Raw genomic sequence first — 23,117 nt, 5'->3', positions numbered from 1 at the left:
GCAAGTGGAATTGCTAAAAAGAGAATATCCATTCGAAGAGTGTGGCAAAATACTGTAAGAGTAATGTTTTCTTGTGCAAATATGTAAACGATTTAAACGAATCAATGAAATTTATAATGAAGGGGCAATTAAATATATGAGTGAAACATTACATAAAAGAAAACCACCATATTTAATGCTTGTAATCCTTTTTATTGGGGCATTTGTTTCATTTCTAAATAACTCGCTTTTAAATGTAGCATTGCCATCAATAATGAAAGATTTAGACATTCAAGATTATTCAACGATCCAGTGGCTTTCTACAGGGTATATGCTTGTAAGTGGTATATTAATTCCGGCATCAGCATTTTTAATAACGCGTTTCTCGAATAGAAGCCTATTTATTACATCTATGGTGATTTTTATTCTTGGTACTGCCTTAGCGGCTGTAGCGCCAAATTTTGGTTTATTACTTACTGGTCGGATGGTTCAAGCGGCAGGCTCTTCAGTTATGGGGCCTTTGTTAATGAATATTATGCTAGTAAGCTTTCCAAGAGAAAAAAGGGGAACAGCAATGGGGATTTTTGGACTAGTTATGATTACAGCTCCAGCAATTGGACCGACACTATCAGGTTATATTGTAGAGTATTATGACTGGCGTTTGCTTTTTGAAATGATTTTACCGTTAGCAATCATTAGCTTACTGTTAGGGATTTGGAAATCTGAGAATGTCATGAAACAAAACAAAAATGCAAAACTTGATTATCTCTCATTACTATTATCTTCTGTCGGTTTTGGCGGTTTGTTATATGGATTCAGTTCTGCAAGCTCCGATGGTTGGACAAATAAAGTTGTCTTAACAACCTTAACCATAGGCGCTATTGCCCTAATTGCTTTTATTATCCGCCAATTAAAAATGGATGAGCCGTTATTGGATTTACGTGTTTACAAGTACCCAATGTTTGCACTTGCGTCTGTAATTGCAATTGTCAACGCGGTGGCCATGTTTTCGGGTATGATTTTAACACCAGCCTATGTACAAAACGTCCGTGGTATTTCACCGCTGAGCTCTGGGCTGATGATGCTTCCAGGTGCGGTAATAATGGGGGTTATGTCACCAATTACAGGTAAACTATTTGATACATATGGCCCTCGTATTCTTGGCGTAGTAGGGCTTTCCATTACAGCTGTTTCAACTTATATGCTGGCAAACCTGCAAATCGACTCTAGTCACACACATATTATTCTTATTTATACGTTGCGGATGTTTGGGATGGCGATGGTGATGATGCCACTTATGACAAATGGCCTTAATCAATTGCCAACTCGCTTAAACCCGCACGGTACGGCTGTTAATAATACAGCTCAACAAGTGTCCGGTTCGATTGGTACTGCTATTCTTGTTACGATTATGAATTCTGTAACAAAAACAAAAGCTGAAAGTCTAATGTCTGATATAGATCCAACAACCTTTACAGAAACTACGAAGGCAATAGTAACTCAGAAAGCTTTATTATCTGGAATTCAATATTCATTCTATGTAGCGCTTGGCATGAATGTTGTTGCCCTACTATTAGTTTTTTTCGTTAAACGTGTAGATACAAGTGCGGAAGCTGTCGAGAAGTTAAATCGGTAGAGAAGAATAAAACGCTAGATAATGATTCCTACAATTTTTTTTGCTGCTAAGGCGCCGATATTTAAAGCTGGAAAAGAACTGAAAGAAGCAGTGAAATAATTATATTTAGTGAAAGAGGACCTGATGTTCATATCAGGTCCTCTTTCATTAGTAACACGGTATACTTGCTTATCGTATTGGTTTAACTAAACTACTGATTTTTCGAATACTACAATCTTAAGCTCGTCAACTTCTCTATTTTGGGGTGTTTTAGAAGAAAATAAATCAAAATGATCGTTTTATAAACAAATGCAAGAGATGAGATCCGTTTGCAAATTCTCATAAACATTATAATTTTATCTTATCTTTTAACACCAATATTAAAAGGATCCAATTATATTTATTCGCTTCATTTTAATTTAGTATTTTTCTACAAGTTATAAATCTAATTGCCAAGCTTATACTCAATATCATAATCATGAATAGTTAGGGAAAAGATAAAATAAGGTAATCAATTACATATCTATATCCCAGGCGATTAATTACTATTTCCTTTTTATTAAATGGGATATTTTATTTCATGCTTTTTTGAAAGGGTGTTTTAAATGGAAAAAAAAGTATCTGTCATTCCTCAGCCGAAAACATATGGACCGCTGGGTAATCTCCCATTAATCGATAAAGATAAACCGACTCTATCGTTTATTAAGCTGGCGGAAGAGTATGGTCCTATTTTTCGAATTCAAACTTTAAGTGATACCATCATTGTCGTTTCTGGACATGAACTGGTAGCAGAAATCTGTGATGAAACACGGTTCGATAAAAGTATAGAGGGTGCTTTAGCAAAGGTTCGTGCTTTTGCTGGAGACGGATTATTTACAAGCGAGACCCACGAGCCTAACTGGAAAAAAGCTCATAATATTTTGATGCCTACATTCAGCCAACGGGCAATGAAAGATTATCATGCTATGATGGTCGATATTGCCGTACAACTCGTTCAAAAATGGGCACGACTTAATCCGAATGAAAACGTAGATGTTACAGGGGATATGACTCGCCTTACACTAGATACAATTGGTCTATGTGGTTTTAATTATCGATTTAATAGCTTTTATCGTGAGACCCCTCATCCTTTTATCACTAGCATGAGCCGTGCTCTAGATGAGGCGATGCACCAATTACAGCGACTGGATATAGAAGACAAACTCATGTGGAGAACGAAACGTCAATTTCAGCATGATATCCAATCTATGTTTTCTTTAGTAGATAATATTATTGCTGAACGTAAAAATAGTGGAGATCAGGAAGAAAATGATTTACTTTCCCGTATGTTAAATGTACAGGATCCGGAAACTGGTGAAAAATTAGATGATGAAAATATTCGTTTCCAAATTATTACCTTTTTAATAGCTGGGCATGAGACAACAAGTGGATTGTTATCTTTTGCAATTTACTTTTTATTAAAGAATCCAGATAAATTGAAAAAAGCTTATGAAGAAGTAGACCGAGTTTTGAAAGATCTGACTCCAACATACCAACAAGTTATGAAACTAAAGTATATCCGGATGATTTTAAATGAATCGCTACGTCTATGGCCTACTGCTCCAGCATTCAGTCTGTATGCAAAAGAAGATACGGTGATTGGTGGGAAATATCCAATTAAGAAAGGAGAAGATCGTATTTCTGTTCTTATTCCTCAGCTACATAGGGATAAAGACGCATGGGGAGACAATGTGGAAGAATTCCAACCTGAACGATTTGAAGATCCAGATAAAGTCCCTCATCATGCCTATAAGCCATTTGGAAATGGTCAGCGTGCATGTATCGGTATGCAGTTTGCACTTCATGAAGCCACACTCGTAATGGGAATGCTTCTTCAACATTTTGAATTCATTGATTATCAAGACTATCAGTTGGATGTAAAACAAACATTAACGCTAAAGCCTGGTGATTTTAAAATTAGGATTGTACCCCGAAATCAAACTATTAGCCATACTACTGTTCTTGCGCCTACAGAGGAGAAACTGAAAAAACATGAAATCGAACAGCACGTTCAGAAGACTCCTTCTATTATTGGAGCCGATAATCTTTCCCTTCTTGTTCTGTATGGCTCGGATACAGGGGTAGCAGAAGGTATTGCAAGAGAACTAGCAGATACAGCTGGTTTAGAAGGTGTTCAAACGGAAGTAGCAGCTCTTAACGATCGAATTGGAAGTCTACCGAAAGAAGGGGCGGTTCTTATTGTAACTTCTTCTTATAATGGAAAGCCGCCAAGTAATGCCGGACAGTTTGTGCAGTGGTTGGAGGAATTAAAACCGGATGAGCTAAAAGGTGTTCAATACGCAGTTTTTGGTTGTGGAGATCATAATTGGGCTAGTACTTATCAGCGAATTCCAAGATACATTGATGAGCAAATGGCTCAAAAAGGAGCAAAGAGATTCTCTAAACGCGGAGAAGGGGATGCAAGTGGTGATTTTGAGGAACAGCTCGAGCAATGGAAACAAAGTATGTGGTCTGATGCGATGAAGACATTTGGATTGGAACTTAACAAAAACATGGAGAAAGAACGCAGTACATTAAGTTTACAATTTGTTAGTCGTCTTGGAGGATCTCCTCTTGCGCGAACATATGAAGCAGTATATGCATCTGTATTAGAAAATCGTGAACTCCAATCATCTAGCAGTGAACGAAGCACTCGACATATTGAGGTATCCTTGCCAGAAGGTGCTACGTATCAAGAAGGAGACCACCTTGGAGTGCTGCCAATTAATAGTGAGAAAAATGTCAACCGAATTTTAAAACGCTTTGGATTAAATGGGAAGGATCAGGTCATACTGAGTGCAAGTGGACGAAGTATAAATCACATACCTTTAGACAGTCCTGTTAGTTTATTTGACCTTCTTAGTTATAGTGTCGAAGTTCAAGAAGCAGCCACTCGAGCACAAATACGAGAAATGGTGGCATTCACAGTATGCCCTCCTCATAAAAAGGAATTGGAATCATTATTGGAAGAAGGAGTTTATCATGAACAAATATTAAAGAAACGTATTTCAATGTTGGATCTTCTTGAAAAGTATGAGGCTTGTGAAATCCAATTTGAACGTTTTTTAGAACTTCTTCCGGCGCTCAAACCGCGTTACTATTCTATTTCAAGCTCTCCACTCGTTGCACAGGATCGTCTGAGCATTACGGTTGGTGTTGTGAATGCGCCTGCATGGAGTGGGGAAGGGACATATGAAGGAGTCGCTTCTAATTATTTAGCTCAGCGTCATAATAAAGATGAGATTATCTGTTTCATTCGAACGCCACAATCAAACTTTCAATTACCTGAAAATCCAGAAACACCAATTATTATGGTTGGGCCAGGTACTGGCATTGCACCATTCCGTGGATTCTTGCAAGCACGTCGTGTTCAAAAGCAAAAAGGTATGAACTTAGGACAAGCGCATCTATATTTTGGTTGTCGTCATCCTGAAAAAGATTATCTCTATCGTACAGAACTAGAAAATGATGAAAGAGATGGATTAATCTCTTTACACACAGCTTTTTCTCGTCTAGAGGGACATCCAAAAACATATGTACAGCATTTAATAAAACAAGATAGAATCAATTTAATTTCGTTATTAGATAATGGAGCTCATCTTTATATATGTGGTGATGGAAGTAAAATGGCTCCGGATGTAGAAGATACCCTTTGTCAAGCATATCAAGAAATTCATGAAGTCAGTGAACAAGAAGCAAGAAATTGGTTGGATCGTGTGCAAGATGAAGGGCGATATGGAAAAGATGTTTGGGCTGGTATATGAATGTTTCTTAATTAGATACATATTAACTAATGAACTTCTTTCGAATAAATTTCACTTTATTAGTATAGTGTATTTAGATGAATAGTGATTAACCGGACTATTTAGTATCTACTAAATAAAAAACAGGACCTGATATTCATCTATCAGGTCCTGTTTCACATAGACATTATACATGGATATTTTCCACACATTATCAATGTTTGTAATGTAGTTAGCCTTGTGGATCAGCGATAAAATCAGATATTATTTTTTCGATATCGAAAGGAGTAATCCCTTTATCCAAAGAAAAAATGCTTTCTGCTTCTTCGATGTCTTGAACGAGTTCACCTCTAGCTTCAATATGTAATCGGAACAAGTCATATAAATTCGGTTTAACTAAATTAGTTAAAGCCTTTCCAACTAGTATCATACCTTTTTGATTAGCCTCGATGGTATTATCATAAGTTAGATCTCTTGTAAGAGACAAATCTGTCCAAATCAATTTTCGTTCCTTTAAGTCTAAAATAACTGGAATAGAGATTTGGGTGTCGGCAGTAATATCCACTTTATCTTGAACAGTAGAAGGTTCAAATATTTCACCTGAACCAGGATATTGACGAACCATCCAACCAGTAAAGCATTCTGGTAAATCTTTATATGGTTGGTCTGTGTAAGAAAGCAAAGTCATGACTACATAGCGTCCACCATATTTCAGCACAGACGGAATATCGAAATCAATGAATTCAGATGCCCCCTTTGGTGCAGAAGTAATATCTCCACTATGGTAGGCTTTGAAATTTTTTGAACGTAAGTTCGTGAAGGATACATGTTCTTTGTATTGCCAATCTTCGTCGTACATTGCAGCAGACAAATCAATGTCAACGCGTCCTGTATGTTGTCCATTCACATAGCCTTCTTTCCACCATAGGAAAAAACGAATTGTATCTCCTTCTGGCAAATCTACTTTACTTCCTCGAGATAATGTGCGAAGCGCTTTGCTGGCTGAACGTTGAGAGAAGGGAACTAAGTGATTTTTTAACTGTTCATCCAAAAATACTTTTCCGAGACTTGGAAGTTCTGCGAAGCGATTTTTTAAAGTATCTTCACACATTTTTACAATCATTAAACAAATATCCTCTGAGATAAATGGAAGTGTATTTTCAATACCTATAGCTTTTGCTACATTTCCCTTTGGAAAAAAAGTACGAAATTCATTTTTATCATTTCGATGCTTAAAATGAGCCGTGAGTTGAAGTAATACAGGAGTAGAAACGTTTCCTATTATACTTAGAAAATCTTCGAGAATATTGAAAACATCTGTTGACTTATCACTACATAAACGGATTAAATGATCCAAACGTCTGGCAAATTCCCCCGGGCGAGTTTTTAAAAGATTTTTCGCTGTCATGATATCACGATTCAACAAAGCTGCTTCTATTTTTCCATTAAATGTTTCAACTTTAATGTTGTTGCGAAGAATCTCAAATGCTCGGTGGGTTTTTGGGAAACGAGTATGATATTCTGCTGGATGAAGAATTTCACCTAAACGAATCCAACGTTTTTTATATCGAAGCATATCTTCGGTAATGTTTCCGCATTGCTCTAACAATCCTAAAAGGAAGCGTCTTTCTGTTCGGTTAAACTTCTTGAATCGAACGGAGGATGCTAAACTCACATCGCCTTCAGATAAAGCAACTGCAAGGCGAAGAACATCAGTTGCCGTTTTAAAATACTTTGCAGCAGCATCGGCTGATATTTTTCTGTTTATTAATAAAACCCCAATTATAAAAGACATATTTTCCTTATGAGGAATTACATTAGGTAGAAAACAGGAAACATCTTCAGTGTGTGTAATAGCCCATTCTACATCTGTCTTATCAGTTGAGGAAATAGAGCTGTTTGCACTAATCAATTGAGAAATCATTTGATTGAAATCTTCTTCACTTCCTAAGTCAATAACTTTCAAATCAACTCTATCTAAAAGAGGAAGTCGTTCTTCTACTTTTGATACAGGTAGGCGCAACGTCACATAATGAATAACGGCATTGATGTATAAATCAGCGTCACTTAAATCCATCATTTGTTGCGGAAAGTTTGGATACATAGGAGTAAACTGAATATGTGCACCAACCATTTCTTTTAAATGTTTTACCAACTCTTTGTAAAACGATGTGAATGCATCAATCGAAAGTGTTTGCAACTCTTCTATTAAAGGCTCGGAAAAAGTAAATCCTAAACTTTCCAAGTTTTTTAAAACAGTGGCTAAATAAATGTTCGGTAGTTTATTTTCTTCTCTTTTTATAATTACTTTCAAACTTCTTCTTATGTAAATAGAATTTTTCATGAGAACGCCGATTATTCACTCCTTATAAAAGAGGGGAATAGTCTGACTGTCCTCCTTTCAGTGGTAGATTTTTATTTTTACATGCATAAACACACTAATTGTAGAAAAATGCACAGAGGTTATATAGCTATTTTTTATTGAAAAATTAGGGGTATAACATTTAGTTGTTAAGTGGTAATTTGTTAATTAAGAAAAGAAAACCTCTACATCAATGGTTGATAAACTAAAGTTTATTCAATCCCAAAGAAGAAAGAGGTTTTATAGTCTAATTATTTTCATAGGAAATTGACAACTCTAAAACAATTTGAAATTTCTAAAAAAGAAGGAAGAATTGTCATAGCCTATGTGTTTAGCAGGAAAGTAACATCCCTATTTCGCCAAAGAAGTTAGAAGGAAGGAACGTCATAGCCTGCTTTATTAGTATATTCTCTTGCGAAGAGCAATTCAAGTATACTGTCTGATTTTTTATATTTTTCTTAAAGGGGAATTTTCATGTTTATCCCGCATCAACGGGTAGCCCGATTGGTGAGGGGGGTTAAAGTTTCACTTTATAAATAGGGAGACCATCACATGCCCTTTTTATAATACTATTACGGGAGGATTTTTATTTTTGATATATTATACCATTTATTTAATGGTATAATATGGTATGCGTTCTATGGAATGGAGTTGAATGAGTATTATAAATACAAAAGGTGAAATTAAAAAAACAAAAAGAAAAGTATTACTAACTATACTTACTATGTTAGTAATTATAATTGGATTTGGGTATTGGAAACTTTTTAGTTTGCAAGGTGTTCCAAAAGGGGAATTAATTCGAACAGTGAAATCTCCAGATGGAAAATATCTCATCAAGACTTATTTTCATAATGCAGGATCATTAAGTGCGGATGCTGTTAGGGGCGAATTAGTTAACCTTGATACAGATTCAGAGAAAAATATATATTGGAATTATCCAGATACCGATCCATATATTGAATGGGTAAATAAGAATATTGTTAGAATTGGAGATCAAACTTTAGATATTTCACAGAAAGAAACCTATGATTGGCGTGATGATGATAAGCACGTTAAAGAAATGCCTAAACAGTTTAGTAGATAAAGCAAGAAAATTTAAATTTATTTAATCTTATTCGTTTAACTATAGATAGGATTATATGAGTGAAAAAGTCCATTTAGATTTTTTAAATGGACTTTTTTAGGTTTCTAGATACGACTCCTGATAATAATGGAACAAACTTGTTACTTAGGTTGTCTATTAAGTATACGTATAAAACAGGTGTTCATGATAGTTCGCTCATTTTATGAAAAGGAGATGCAAGAAGAGTGATATCCGATACACTTTTTAATTGTATCAATATGTATAACACCTAGAAAAACCATATATTCTTGAAAGAGGTTGAAAATGTATGATAGTCTTAAACAAGTTTTTTAACATTTTACATTACAAAAAGATGGTACCTGTAGTATTTCTTTCATGTGCAACGCTTATAGGCTGTTCCGATGGTAATACTCAATCTGAATTACCTAAACAAACAAATCAAACCAAACAAGAAACTACCGGTAATGATTCTTTTGCTAAACTTGAAAAAGAATTTGATGCTAAACTTGGTATTTATGCATTGGACACTGATACGAATCAAACCGTTACGTATCAATCAGATAAACGGTTTGCATACGCATCTACCCACAAAGCTTTAGCTGTGGGAGTACTTTTACAAAAGAAATCAATAGAAGATCTAAATCAAAGAGTTTTGTATACTCGTGAAGATCTTGTTAATTACAATCCAATTACAGAAAAGTATGTTGATAGTGGTATGACTCTGAAAGAGCTTGCAGATGCTTCTCTTCGATATAGTGATAATACTGCACAAAATCTTATTCTTAAACAATTAGGTGGACCTAGTGAATTCAAAAAATCACTGAGAGAAATAGGAGATACAGTTACGAATCCTGAACGTTTTGAACCAGAGTTAAACGAAGTGCATCCAGGAGACGTACATGATACTAGTACCCCAAAGGCATTAGCTACTAGTCTTCAGGCTTTTACGCTAGGAGATGTACTTTCAACTGAGAAACGGGATTTATTAATAGATTGGATGAAAAGGAATACTACGGGAGACAACTTAATTCGTGCTGGAGTTCCAGGAGGATGGGAAGTAGCTGATAAGACGGGCTCGGGATCTTATGGGACCAGAAATGATATCGCAATTATTTGGCCACCAAATAAAAAGCCAATTGTTCTTGCGATACTTTCTAATCATGATAAAGAGGATGCTAAATACGATGATAAGCTTATTGCAGAAGCAACCAAAATAGCGCTGGGTGTCTTAAAAGCTAAAAATAAATAATAATAGTATTAGTTATTGAAATTTTCCTGTTTTTCCGTCACAATATTGTGACGGTCTTTTTGTGTATTTTACAAAGAATCGTCTTAAGTAAAGAAAAAAGATAGAAACTATCTCTATTAAGTTTATTAATTAAGTAACAACAAATATATGCTTTATTGTATACTTATTGCATTTAATGTGGAGGAATAATATGGAGTCAAAAATTCTTATTGTTGATGATGATAAAGAGATTAGAAATCTTATCTCTGTATATCTGGAAAATGAAGGCCTAAAAACTCAAAAGGCAGAAGATGCTATACAAGCTTTACAACTGTTAGAAGAAAAGGAATTTGATTTGATTATTTTAGATATTATGATGCCGAATATGGATGGCATTGAAGCGTGTATGAAAATTAGGGAAGATCGTAATATGCCTATCATTATGCTATCTGCAAAATCTGAGGATATAGACAAAATTCAGGGCTTAGCCTCTGGTGCAGATGATTATTTATCAAAACCGTTTAACCCACTAGAATTAATCGCTAGGGTAAAATCCCAATTAAGAAGGTTTAAAAAATACAATACGTCCATAGAACATAATAAAAGTATTCTAGAAATTGGTGACTTAACCGTAAATACAGATACATGTCAAGTATGGGTAAGAGGAAAAGAAACAAGGTTGACTCCAAAAGAGTTTGCTATTCTCGAATTACTTGCCCGCAACAAAGGGGTTGTCCTGAGCGTTGCAAAAATATATGAAGCAGTTTGGAAAGAGGTTTTTTATAAATCAGATAATACCGTCATGGTACATATTACAAAAATAAGAGACAAAATTGAAGAGGACTCTAAACATCCTATTTATATTAAAACTGTTTGGGGAATTGGATATAAAATATGAAGAATGTTAGTTTTAGAAATAAGATTATTATAAAACTTCTTGGTGCTGTTGCAGTTAGTTTTTTTATTTCATTTGGTTTAACAATCCTCATTTTGGCATACGTCATAGATCCATTATTTATAAAACACGAAGAATTTGGTATGTTTGAATTCAATTTGGTATTGTTGTTCTTATTCGCGTTCGCAATCTTTAACTTTATAATAATTTTTTTGATATTGGTTCGAAAGAAAATAGTATATCTGAAGCTCATTTCGGATAATGTAAATGATATTGCAAATGGAAAACTAGGTCTGACAATTGGGATTAAGGGGAAGGACGAACTGACCCAACTTGCCCAAAATATCAACTATATGTCTAAGGAATTGGAAAATACATTTGAACAGGAAAGACGATTAGAACGTACGAAAAATGAACTCATAACGAACGTATCTCATGACTTACGCACACCGTTGACATCTATTATTGGTTATTTAGATTTATTAAAAAGAGGGCAATACGACAGTAAAACACAATTACAGGAATACCTTGAAACCACTTATTCAAAGTCACAGAGACTGAAATATTTAATTGATGAGCTGTTTGAATATACTCGTTTATCAGGCATAGATGCTAAGTTAAATCTTAATGAAGTTGATTTATCAGGTTTGTTGGAGCAAATAGTTGGAGAATACATTCCTATATTTGAAAAGGAAAGTTTAATCGTTCAAAAATCTATCACGGAAGAAACAATACCTATCTTCATAGATGTAGAAAAAATGGTACGCGTATATGAAAATCTCTTTATGAATGCGATAAAGTACAGCATGAAACCATCCGAATTATCCGTATGTCTTGAATTAATGGATAACAAAGCAATGTTGAAAGTGTCAAATAAAGTCGAGAAACCGCCTGTTAGCGATCCGAATAAATTGTTTGAAAGGTTTTTCAGGGGGGACAAGGCAAGAAAAGATGACCAGGGAAATGGTCTGGGGCTTGCTATTTCAAAAAGAATTGTTGAACTTCATGATGGTAATATACATGCAGAATATAAAGACGGCTGGATGTCCTTTATTGTTGAACATCCAATCAAATAGACTGGCTTATGGAATTACAGATTCCATAAGCTTTTTTTTATAAAACTTAAGAATTCTTAAGAATTTTACAGGGTGTTTCCTAATTTTCATAGATTATCATGGATGTATTCAAAGTGATGAGGTGAGTGAAGAAGATAAAAGGAAAGATTTCATTGTGGCTTAAGGGTGGATGCAACATGACTATTTTGTTAGTAGTAAACAAACATAGTAGCTTATTGTAATGAAATAAAAAAACGTAGGAGGATATATATGATAAAACCAGTTGTAGATGTAAAAAATATTCAAAAATTGTACGGTAAAAAAGGTGAGAATCAATCACACGCATTAAAAGGTGTATCATTCTCAATTCAAGAGGGGGAGTTTGTCGGTATTATGGGGCCATCTGGTTCTGGTAAAACAACATTATTAAATGTAATTTCAACGTTAGACACAGCAACGGGCGGCGTTGTTCAAATTGCAGGAACGGATATTACGAGAATGAAGCAAGGTGAACTTTCTGATTTCCGTTCGCAAAAGTTAGGGTTCATTTTCCAAGACTTTAATTTATTAGAGAACTTATCTATTTATGAGAACATTGCACTTCCACTTTCACTTCAAGGTGTTTCATCTCGTAATATTGGAAAGAAAGTAGAAAAAGTAGCTGATATGTTAGGCATTACAGCGATACTTCAAAAGTATCCTTCTGAAGTATCTGGTGGACAAAAGCAACGTTCCGCAGCAGCACGTGCGTTAGTTCATGAACCAGCAATTATTTTGGGAGACGAGCCGACTGGAGCTCTAGATTCTAAAAATGCAACGAGTTTACTTGATGCCATGACAAGCTTAAATAAAGAGCAAGGTGTATCCATTATGATGGTTACGCATGATCCTTACAGCGCAAGTTACTGTCAGCGTATTTTATTCATTCAAGATGGTGAGTTATATAAAGAAATTCATCGCGGTGGTACCCGTGAAGAATTCTATAAAGAAATTTTAGACGTGCTTGCAAACTTAGGCACACAAAAAGCGTAAGAAAGGAAGTTCAATTATGTTATTTAAGCTTTCTATGTCAGGCCTAAAAAGTAAGTTGCAAGATTACATTGTTTTACTTGTTGGTCTTATTGTCTCTATTTCAACTTTTTATATGTTTCAAACGCTAGCATCCAATAAAACGTTCCTTGAATCTAACTCTTCTATTAGGGATATTGTGGCTGTGTTTAAAATTGGTTCCTTTTTGTTAGCGGTTATCACATTTTTCTATATTTTATATGCAAACTCTTTCTTATCAGCTCTTCGTCAAAAAGAGTTTGGTATGTATATGATGTTAGGTGCAAAAAAGCATAAAGTTACATTACTTATGTTTATCGAAACAATCGTATTAGGCGCTGCATCTCTTTTGATTGGAATTACAATTGGTGTAGGATTTGCAGAAGGTATCGGTCAGTTATTAATGAAACAACTCGAGTTTGCTGGTGAAGGTTATAAAGCGTTTTATCTGCCATCTATAGCTATTACTTGCGTCTTTTTCTTTGTACTATTTGTATTATCGGCAATTATGAATAGTATTAAATTATCTCGTATTTCTGTACTGCAACTTGTACATGCAGATGAACAAACAGAACGTGTTGCCATAAAAGGAAAAATGACAGTTGTAGTTGCATTCCTTGGTATTCTTTTATTAGGTATTGGTTATGCATCACTGATTTATATGTCATATGCAAATTCGCTAATTATTTTGGGATTAATGGCCGTTGGATTAATCTCAGCAACCGTTGGTACTTACCTTATATTTGGATCCCTTCTCCCAGTTATGATTAACAAGCTAAAGAGTAATAAAAAACGTAGTGAAAAAGGCCTCAATGCTTTTACTTTTGCACAATTAAATTTCCGCATTAATGGTCTAACAAATGTGCTTGCAACAGTAACAATCTTAGTGGCTCTTGGTGCTGGTGGAATTGCTTGTGGTATGGCATTTAAAAACAACATCCTAAAAATTACAGATCAAATACAAATTTACGATTCAGTCATTCATAATCCAACAGCGGAAGAAAAGACAATTTTGGGTGATATCTTATTTCAAGAAAAACTAGAATATCATTACAAAGTGGATAATAAGTATGTTTATTATTTAAAAGAAGATGTAGAGAAAAATCACCCTTTCTCGCAAGGTATGAAAAATGAGAAAATTTCAGAGGAATTACCAATTGGTGCATTTTCAATAAAACGGGCGGAAGGAGAGACAGACACAAAACAATGGATTCAGGCTTTCAGAACGATCCAACCAGATTATTTATATCCTGATTATGAAATAAAAATTGTAGAACAAAACATATACGATGGGTTGAAGGGTAAAGAAAGTACTGTGTTTATAGGGAAAACAGATGATTTTGGATCATACATAAAAGAATGGAAAAAACTTGATGAATTACAGATAGCAAAATATAAAAATGTGAAAGCGGAAGAATTGGGTAGTAAGTATCAAACATATATTATGAGTCATGATTTTGCCAGCGGACTAATGTTTATGGGCTTTTTCGTTGGAGTTGCATTTTTAGCAATGATGGCAAGTTGCTTAATGTTTAAAGTTCTGTCGGGAGCATCAAAAGATGTAGCACGTTATCAAATGCTTCGTAAAATTGGTGTTCGCCGAGAATTATTAACAAAATCAATCTATAAAGAGTTATTCTTCATATTCTTATTCCCAGCAATTGTGGGGATTACTCACATATTAGTTGGTATGAACATGTTTGGAGCGCTTTTAATCGATCCGTACTCTCGCATTTGGTTACCACTTGTTATTTTTGTAGTAATTTATTCGATGTATTACTGGATTACTGTTCAATTATTTAAAGGAATTGTACTCCCTAAAAAAGATTAATGTAATGATGTTATTTATACGAAGTATCAACATAATCGGCCCCGTGTTATTGATTATACTGATTAGGAGGAATTTTGTTTAGTTAGCTTGATAGCGATAGGGTACCATCAAACACCCATCAAGTTAACAAATATAAATACCCTCAGAACAAAAATCCTGAAAGACACTTTCTTAATTTTCATTCTAGAGAATATCCGTTTCTTAAGTTAATAGTTTTGAGGCATTTCTTTTTCTTAAACTGTTGAATATAAGTACCCTCTAGTATAAATTTTACCATTGGAACAAGTGATTTTAACAACGTTAGGAGTGTTTCCTACAGCACAACGTAATTTGTGTTACATAGCAAGAAAAATAATCAAAATTTAAAGCGTGAAAAAGAAGCACCAAAGCAAGTAACATTGGTGTTTCTTTTTTTGGCTTTCGGGCACAGAGGTTCCTACAGCACTATTATAAAAGCGTAAGGGATTTGTAAGGAATAGGTAAGAAAAAAGAGATTTTCATTGTATATGATAAAAATATAAAGTGGCGCGAAGGGGGAAAGAGGTACGACTTATATATGAAAAACAAACCAGTAACAAGAGTGTTTTAAAGAAAAGAAGTAATTTCTAGAGTTAACATACATGTGGAAAAAGAGAAAGAAGGCATTGTATATTGAAGTTTGTTTATAATAGTTTTTAACCTGCTAGAAGGGATCGTAAAGTAGATTGTTAATCGCCTTGAAAATTTCTATTTCCGTATAATACTATGCATGCCGTATTAAAAATTTGAATTATGAAGGGAGAATTAATAAATATGAGCACGAGAAAAAGAATAGTAAGTAAGTTACTACTTGTCAGTGCAATTTGTACCATAACCATTCCTTCGGTTTCATATGCGGAGGAAGTAATTTTATCTAAAAATCTCGAGGATTATCCAAACTTATTTGAGGGACGGAATAAGGATGTATTGAAAAGAAGTTTATATCAAAATACATTTAATAATCCATTTAGTCACCAAATTAAATCGACATTAAAGGAAACAAACACAAATATAAAAAAAATAGACAATATTGAAGAGGGAAATCCTGTTATATCTACTGCTTTTTCATTTGTCCGTTCTATGCATACTGAAGATTATAAATCTGCATTTGATTTAACTTCTCGATCATTACAGAAAATAATATCTAAAAAGTGGCTGAAGAACTATTGGGAAGAACTGCCTACGCAAGTACAAAAAGGTTCTTTTATAGAAATTGGAGAGGTCACACAAAAAGAGAAAAATTCTATTCATACAAATGTAGAGATTCAATTAGTTTTTGAACAAATGACTGTACCTTTACTAATAAGACTAGATCCATCTGGAAAAATAGATGATTTTCAACTCAGTATGCCGTTTAGTCCTGTTGCAGATCGGCCATCATATAGTAAGCCTGAATCATTTATTGATAAAGAAGTAGTAGTTGGAAGTGGTGCATTTCCATTACCAGGAACATTATCTGTTCCAAAGGGGAAGGGCCCTTTTCCAGCGGTTATTCTTGTTCATGGAGCTGGAGCAGCCGATCAGGATTCAGCAACATATGCTTTAAAACCATTTCGTGATTTAGCTGAAGGTCTTGCCTCGAAAGGAATTGCTGTCCTTCGCTATAATAAACGAACCTATGAACATGGATTGAAAACAGAACTTAGTCCGTTTTATACAGTTGATAAAGAGACAACAGATGATGCACTTCTTGTGACTCATTTTCTTCAAAATGAACCTATGATAGATAAGAATCAAATTTATATTCTTGGTCATAGTCAAGGTGGAATGATGATTCCGAGGATAATTGAAAAAAATCAAAATCAAAATATTGCTGGGGCAATTGTGATGGGAGGAGCGGGCAAGGCATTCACAGACAATGTTTTAGATCAACTGGAGTATCGTCTTTCTATTGGAGAAATGAAACCAGAAGAATATAAATTTTTCAAATCGCAATTTGAATTATTAAAGGATCCTAATTTTTCTAGTCAGAATCCTCCAAAGGATTTTTCTTTAGGACCACCAGTATATTGGGATTCTATCCGTAAAATTAAAGCAGCAGAAATGTCAAAAAAACAAAAAACACCGCTTCTTATTCTTCAAGGAGAAAGAGACTATCAAGTTCTATCAAAAATTGAAATTCCTTATTGGAAAGAACAATTAAAAGAGAGAGATAATATTGATTATCGACTATATCCAAAGTTAAATCACTTCTTTACAGAAGGGAATGGAGAATTAAGTAAACCGGATGAATATTATAGTCCCGCTAATATCCCTGAGTATGTTATAAATGATATTGCTACTTGGGTGCAAGGAAGAGCGAAATGAAATTAGCAACCATATTTTTAAATAGCTATTTTCAGAGATAACTAGTGAATTAGGGGGCATTTGGCTTAGAGGAATCCTCACATGAAAATAGTTCTGTAGGTGGAGAAATTACGAGATAATTATTTCGAATTAGAAAGGAATAATTATCAGATGAAAAGACCTGAAACTGGCTTCCGTATAGCAATAATAAAGATGTTTAATTTCTAATATAGAAAACAATAGCGTTGCTACATTCAATAGGTAGTAACGCTATTTAAAGTTTTTTAAAACAGGGTGAACTTTTTTAAAAAACTACCTATCAAAAATGATATTCAATTAAATTCGTAAGTTTATCCTTTACTGTACCTTGTAACTACATTTTACCTTGCTGTAAAGAAACAAAAAAACATTTTTTTATTCAATAATTCCAATTTCTAGAGCCTTTTGAACAGCTTCTTCTTTGTTACAGACTCCTAGCTTTGTATAAGCTGTAGAAGCATAATTTCTGACCGTACCATTTGACAAATATAACCTTGATGCTATGGTAGTGTATCGAAGTCCCTTTGCTACTAGCTGCAATATTTCTATCTCTCTAGCCGTTAGCTCATAAGCGGTTGCTTTTGATTGTGGTGTCTCTTTTTGCTCATCAAACTTCTCAAATATTTTGTGAGACATTCCCTGATCAATCAGTGTCCCACCTTTGTGAATAAGTCGGATTGTATTAGCTAGCTCCAACGTTTCAATAGATTTGAGTAAAAAACCATCCGCACCGTTGCGAAGCGATTCCAACGCCTGTTCGGTATCTTGAAACGTTGTAAAAATCAATATGCGGATATGTGGCCATTGTTGTTTAATCTTTTTGGTTGCTTCGATTCCATCCATGTGCTGCATATCTAAATCCATAAGTATAACATGGGGTTGAAGGCGCCCACACAAATCGATGGCTTGATTGCCATCCTCAGCCAAGCCGACTACATTTAAATCTTCATATCTATCGAGTAGTGTCCTCAAACTTTCCCGAACAAATGGCTGATCGTCTACAATTAACAAACGAATAAGTCCATCTTTTATTTCAGTTTGTCGCGGTATGGTGCATGTAACAAGCATTCCTTCCTCTGGCTTTGTATATACAGACAAATGACCTTGCAAGTTCATTGCTCGTTCTTTCATCGCATTCATACCGAAGCCTTCCTGCCATTCTACATTTCCTTTTCCATTATCTTGAACTTCTAACCTCGTATATTGTTGTTCAAACTGCAATGAAACTATAATTTCAGTCCCTTGACCATGACGTACTGCATTCGTAAGGGACTCCTGTAAGCAACGAACGAATGTGATCTTCGCTTGCCGAGATAGTTGATATTCCTCTCCGAATGTCCTAAAACTTACATTTACCTGAGCGTGCTCCTGAAATTCGGCTCCAAGATTTTGTAGAGATTGAATCAAGGAAGACGATTGACACGGAGAATCCATTTGATGTAGGTAACCTCTCACGTCCTCAATGCTTTTACGTCCCATTTCAAGCAGAGAATCTAGCCTCTGTATACCCATTTCAGTAGCAAGTTCGGTACGCAGCGTTTCCATCCCCATAATAATAGAAGTATAAGCGTGACCAACTGTATCATGAAGCTCACTCGACAGTCTGTTCCGTTCTTCTGCCAGTGTAATACGTTCAATCTGAGACATATATTGCTCAAGTACCGCGTTTTGTTTACGAATCGCTTCATTTTGCTTATGATTGACGATTAATAAATGGAAAGCGAAGCCCATTACATAAGCAAGTCCATAGTAGGTAACCATAATCCAATAGTTATTACTTGGCGCAACCGCATAGAAAATTCCAGTTGTTATAAAAACTGTTGTTGGAGCTGTCCAATAATAGGACAAATGCTGACTATTCGCAGCAATCAGAAAAGCCGATATAAGAAATGTAACGTTAGCTCCCGGAAATAAAGAAGTTAAATATATACACAGTCCACCATATAGCAGTATTTCTGTGAACAAATAATATTTATAATTGAACAGTAAGGCTACCCATGGAATCGAGAAGGCAACAATTTCCCAAAGAATAATAATCCAAAGTGGCAATGTTAAACTATCCTGAAAATCTAATGTGGTTATGGCGATAGAGACACTAACAAGTATACGGACTCCTAACATAATCCAATCGTACCAAAACCAATACTTAACCATATCTAACAAGTCATTTACCCCCTAAATAGCCTACCTTTTTACTTCCTATATTATAAATTAATCCTTCATACATTGTTGTACTTTTTAATTTTACACTACAATTCTCTCATAGAAGGTAAACTTCTATTGATTTAGTTGCCGGATCATGCTATGTGTATAGCCTCCAATTTTCTTTGTCAAACCATCTACTATTTTAATACTTATGGCAGTAAATACTATACCCATAAACATTACAAAGAGTGACTTGGAAAAAGTATCTATCTGTATGAATATAATATTCATTTCAATGTAGCGATACAGTAGTGGTGCCAACAACAACATAAGTGGCATTACATAAAAAATGATTGCACTAATGAGACTGAAAATGCCAATCACTAATTTCTGCATTAACCAAAAGACAGCAGACCAAGTACGACGATCTGTAAGCACTAATTTCACCTGAGACCAGTTTGATGTATCCATTTTTATACTTCTATCGTAAGTGTCGGTCGAAATATCTGTATAAATTTTCGTCTGTATGCGCTCGAATTGGATAAAAGGTGTCGTAGTCTGTAGTACGCGTATAACTAGTGGAATCCCAATTACCGTAAATGAAAGGGTGAAACTGAATAGCAGAGCTATTAGGTAAAAACAAAAATAAAACAATCCTGTAACGAAAGTTAGCAATAAAAAATAACCATTCTGGATGAATCTTGATTTCATAAAGTTCTCGCTCCTATCTATGTAATAACCGAATTGTACTGCTTTTTTTGTCATTTTCACTAGTGTAAAAGTGTCATATGACACTTTTAAATGATGCTAAAAAGGGGAGAGTAACCTACTTCTGGTTAAAAAAGATACTTATATCAATCACCATAAAACAATCCCGTTCTTGCAGATGCAAGAAGGGATTGTTTTGTACTTTTATTTAATATGAGATGGACTTGTTTTTCGAATATGAAAAATAATATCAAATTGCTCAAGCAATGACGTATCAAAGTATGCCGATTCGTTGGGTAAAAGTCGTGCCCCTATACTTAGTAATGGTCTTTTTGTTTTAACCCATTTCTCTGCTGGTCCTTTAAGGTGACGGTTATCCAATAAAAACATTTTATATGGTACTTTTCCAAGGGTATAATTGAAACTATTTACATCTTGTGGAATCGGATCCGTTTTAATCTTATCTTGGGTGTCGCTGTATAAGGTGAAATTCCCCTCCGTAGTTGTACTGCCAATTGTGACATAATTATTGTCTAAACGTTCCTTCAAATACTGCCCCGCAACATAAGGGTATAATTTCTCATCGATAATTCCTTTAGCTATATGAATATTGTGTCCCCATACCATCGTTTTACCACCCAATGTCTCTTGTGCCCACATTGCATGATCGGTCAAGTATTGCTCATGTAGCTTTAACACACTTGGATAGTCGTTAGGAATTAGCATTGTGGTATATTTCTCTATTACACTTGCCGTTGCTTTCGCCCAGATGTACTCAGGTGAAACTATTTCTGTGTTGGCTTGCCCATTCTCATCTTTTAGTAATTGGGCTACTCTCTCAGCGTTTGCTTTGAAATTTTCTTTTGTTTCAGGAGCAAGGTCCATATATTCCTTTATACTTCCATTAAAAGCCGACAATTCTTTATAATTTTCTTCTACTTCTGCCAGCAAATCTGGTCGATGTAGCCTTACATAATCAATTACTTTATTAAAGCAATCTTGGTCCAACTCCTTTAAGTCGAGCCCAATAAATTGGATCTTTTTTTTATTGGATGGATTAGCATTATAATCTTTCATCCAGTCAATCATGGCTATAATTTCATCAGTAGGATATAACAAGTTTAAAAATTCTCTAGGGTTTCCTTTTCCTGTTTGGATATATTCATTTAGTTTTAAGCCGTTTCCCCAATCTTCTTCCATTGTGAAATTTGTAAAACCCATCTCAGTAACCAAATATTTCACAAGGCGAAACTTCATAGTGAAAATTTCAGAGCTTCCATGAGTATTCTCTCCTAATCCTACATATTGTGCGCTCCCAATCATTTTCTTAAGTGGTTTTAAATCCTCAAATGATTTTGACGGCTCTATCGTTTTTAATGGGTAAGCCTGTGATTGTATGGATTTAACTATATTTTTTTGTATTGATTGACCTGAATTTTCGACTGCTACTGTTTGAGCCTTTCCTACTTCTACACATCCTGTGACTAATAAAGCTGTACTAACCATTGCAATTATGCTTTTCTTATTCATTTTTTCCACCTCAATTGAATTATTTGTAAAGCAAGATTGATTCATTGTACTTGCACGAATCAATTGCCTTAATTCAATTGTTATCTATTCCATATCATATTTTCTAGTTACATATTGTCATAAGGTTAATTGACACAGGTCATAGACTAATCATTACACTTTTGTACTATCGGTTATGACAACTTATAAATAATAATTACATTGATGAGTCGTAAGTAAGACTAGACTATAAATTGGGGAGGGATTTTAAAGATGAATGAATCTGTATACAAAAATATTTTTATTCTAAGTTGTGTCTGTGGAAATGACAAGAAGTAAATTCGATAAACAAGTGAATTATAGGGGAAGGGCGGATTAAAATGATATTACACGCAAAATCGTTCCACAATAAAGATAAAATCCAACGTGCTAAAATAGGACTTCAACTCTTTCTGAGTATCTTAATCATTACTTCTATTATCCTAAATGTAGTAGTAATAATTACGAAAAGTATGCCGCTTATTGTGGTATATATGTTTACCCCAGCATTTTCTTCTATTTTGACTCGCATAATACTGAAAGAAGGGTTTAAAGATGTATCTTTTAGTCTCGGTAACTTAAAGATATGGAAGGGGATCGGTTTTGCTCTGCTAATCCCTATGATTATTTGTGGAATTACTTATTCTATCGCCTGGTTGAGCGGAATTGCGGGGTTTCAGTATCCCGAAGTTGGTATGTTTATTTTAGAACCGATCTACAATATGCTTGGGCTTCAGTATGTAACGGCACCATTCAGCTTCATTTATCTAGTAGTATTGAGCGGCATTTTCGGAAGTTTGCTTGGCTTAATCCCAGCTTTGGGAGAAGAAATGGGTTGGCGAGGTTATATGCTCACAAGGCTAGTCGATGCAGAGTTTTCACGGCCCATCCTTATTAGTGGATTGATTTGGGCAACGTGGCATGTTCCAATAGTTATTGCTGGTCTATATGTAGCGGGCCCATCTGTCGTTCTTTCAGTACTTGGTATCTATCTTTGTATTGTACCATTCGGTTATATTATAGCTTATTTACGAATTATCACAGGTAGCATTTGGCCTTCGGTTATCATCCATGCTACTTGGAATGCCATTATTCAAGGACCTTTCACACGTGCAAGTACAGGGTATCAAACTGAGATTTGGATTGGAGAATCTGGCTTGATAACCGCTATTATTATCTTGATTACTGCAATAATTACGTCTCGAATCGTAAATTTTACTAAATAGCATACGGATGTGTTTTAAATTCAATTAGTGAAATATGACGAGGCGAAATAAGATGCTCCTAAAAATATTAGAAAAAATCTAGTTGAACAGACTCTTACTTAATCTTAGGCTGCTGGATATGTGGGTACATCAAGCTAAGAAAATAAACTTGGTTGCCATAAAAAACATAATGTTTTCATTTAAAGGCTATGAGATGAAATTTCATCATCTTCATCAAGTTTGACCTTCAGGAAATAAAAAGTTAAACGATTATACAAATACTCTAACTG

The 23,117-nt window shown here is 34.8% G+C and carries 14 protein-coding genes; 10 read left to right on the top strand and 4 right to left on the bottom strand.

Going from position 1 to position 23,117, the window contains the following annotated elements; translation table 11 throughout:
* Window positions 1–136: 136 nt before the first annotated feature.
* On the top strand, window positions 137–1,615 hold the full coding sequence (locus MHI26_RS16270) for a DHA2 family efflux MFS transporter permease subunit (protein WP_000005104.1): 1,479 nt from the start codon (window positions 137–139) through the stop codon (window positions 1,613–1,615).
* A gap of 584 nt (window positions 1,616–2,199) precedes the next feature.
* A complete protein-coding gene (gene cypD, locus MHI26_RS16265) occupies window positions 2,200–5,397 on the top strand; it encodes a bifunctional P-450/NADPH--P450 reductase (RefSeq protein WP_061666927.1) in 3,198 nt (1,065 codons plus the stop codon).
* Between the two features lie 211 nt (window positions 5,398–5,608).
* Here the strand turns inward: cypD and MHI26_RS16260 are convergent, their stop codons facing one another.
* Window positions 5,609–7,720 carry a TerD family protein gene (locus tag MHI26_RS16260; RefSeq protein WP_061666928.1) on the bottom strand — a complete coding sequence of 704 codons (2,112 nt, stop codon included), beginning with the start codon at window positions 7,718–7,720 and terminating at the stop codon, window positions 5,609–5,611.
* A 673-nt stretch (window positions 7,721–8,393) separates the two neighbouring features.
* Here MHI26_RS16260 and MHI26_RS16255 point away from each other — a divergent pair.
* The 7 genes from MHI26_RS16255 (at window position 8,394) to MHI26_RS16225 (ending at window position 17,203) form a co-directional block, all read left to right on the top strand.
* Window positions 8,394–8,822, top strand: a complete 429-nt coding sequence (locus MHI26_RS16255) for a DUF5412 domain-containing protein (RefSeq protein ID WP_000022540.1) — start codon at window positions 8,394–8,396, stop codon at window positions 8,820–8,822.
* Window positions 8,823–9,129: 307 nt separating this feature from the next.
* A complete protein-coding gene (gene bla / locus MHI26_RS16250) occupies window positions 9,130–10,071 on the top strand; it encodes a class A beta-lactamase (RefSeq protein WP_061666929.1) in 942 nt (313 codons plus the stop codon).
* A 190-nt stretch (window positions 10,072–10,261) separates the two neighbouring features.
* The gene (locus MHI26_RS16245) at window positions 10,262–10,948 is read left to right on the top strand and encodes a response regulator transcription factor (protein WP_000444080.1); all 687 of its coding nucleotides are present in this window, start codon (window positions 10,262–10,264) and stop codon (window positions 10,946–10,948) included.
* Window positions 10,945–12,021: a sensor histidine kinase gene (locus tag MHI26_RS16240; protein ID WP_000800290.1), complete on the top strand. Its 1,077-nt coding sequence runs from the start codon at window positions 10,945–10,947 to the stop codon at window positions 12,019–12,021. The genes MHI26_RS16245 and MHI26_RS16240 overlap by 4 nt, the downstream gene beginning before the upstream one ends.
* A gap of 249 nt (window positions 12,022–12,270) precedes the next feature.
* The gene (locus tag MHI26_RS16235) at window positions 12,271–13,032 is read left to right on the top strand and encodes an ABC transporter ATP-binding protein (RefSeq protein ID WP_000595172.1); all 762 of its coding nucleotides are present in this window, start codon (window positions 12,271–12,273) and stop codon (window positions 13,030–13,032) included.
* A gap of 16 nt (window positions 13,033–13,048) precedes the next feature.
* On the top strand, window positions 13,049–14,878 hold the full coding sequence (locus tag MHI26_RS16230) for an FtsX-like permease family protein (protein ID WP_000897817.1): 1,830 nt from the start codon (window positions 13,049–13,051) through the stop codon (window positions 14,876–14,878).
* Window positions 14,879–15,670: 792 nt separating this feature from the next.
* Window positions 15,671–17,203 carry an alpha/beta hydrolase gene (locus MHI26_RS16225; protein ID WP_061665901.1) on the top strand — a complete coding sequence of 511 codons (1,533 nt, stop codon included), beginning with the start codon at window positions 15,671–15,673 and terminating at the stop codon, window positions 17,201–17,203.
* 393 nt (window positions 17,204–17,596) lie between these two features.
* Here MHI26_RS16225 and MHI26_RS16220 read toward each other — a convergent pair whose 3' ends face one another.
* The 3 genes from MHI26_RS16220 to MHI26_RS16210 form a co-directional block, all read right to left on the bottom strand.
* Window positions 17,597–19,384, bottom strand: coding sequence for a hybrid sensor histidine kinase/response regulator transcription factor (locus tag MHI26_RS16220; protein WP_061665902.1), 1,788 nt, complete (start codon window positions 19,382–19,384; stop codon window positions 17,597–17,599).
* 114 nt (window positions 19,385–19,498) lie between these two features.
* Window positions 19,499–20,077 carry a sensor domain-containing protein gene (locus tag MHI26_RS16215; protein ID WP_061665903.1) on the bottom strand — a complete coding sequence of 193 codons (579 nt, stop codon included), beginning with the start codon at window positions 20,075–20,077 and terminating at the stop codon, window positions 19,499–19,501.
* 201 nt (window positions 20,078–20,278) lie between these two features.
* Complete coding sequence (locus MHI26_RS16210) at window positions 20,279–21,604, bottom strand: erythromycin esterase family protein (protein WP_061665904.1); 1,326 nt, start codon at window positions 21,602–21,604, stop codon at window positions 20,279–20,281.
* Between the two features lie 359 nt (window positions 21,605–21,963).
* Between MHI26_RS16210 and MHI26_RS16205 the strand changes: the two genes are divergently transcribed.
* Complete coding sequence (locus MHI26_RS16205) at window positions 21,964–22,848, top strand: CPBP family intramembrane glutamic endopeptidase (protein ID WP_061665905.1); 885 nt, start codon at window positions 21,964–21,966, stop codon at window positions 22,846–22,848.
* The last annotated feature ends 269 nt before the right edge of the window (window positions 22,849–23,117 follow it).

This window comes from Bacillus sp. FSL K6-1218, assembly GCF_038006445.1.
Taxonomy (GTDB): domain Bacteria; phylum Bacillota; class Bacilli; order Bacillales; family Bacillaceae_G; genus Bacillus_A; species Bacillus_A thuringiensis_S.
The sequence above is the reverse complement of the archived record's forward strand: the minus strand, read 5'-3'. Positions and strand labels throughout refer to the sequence as shown.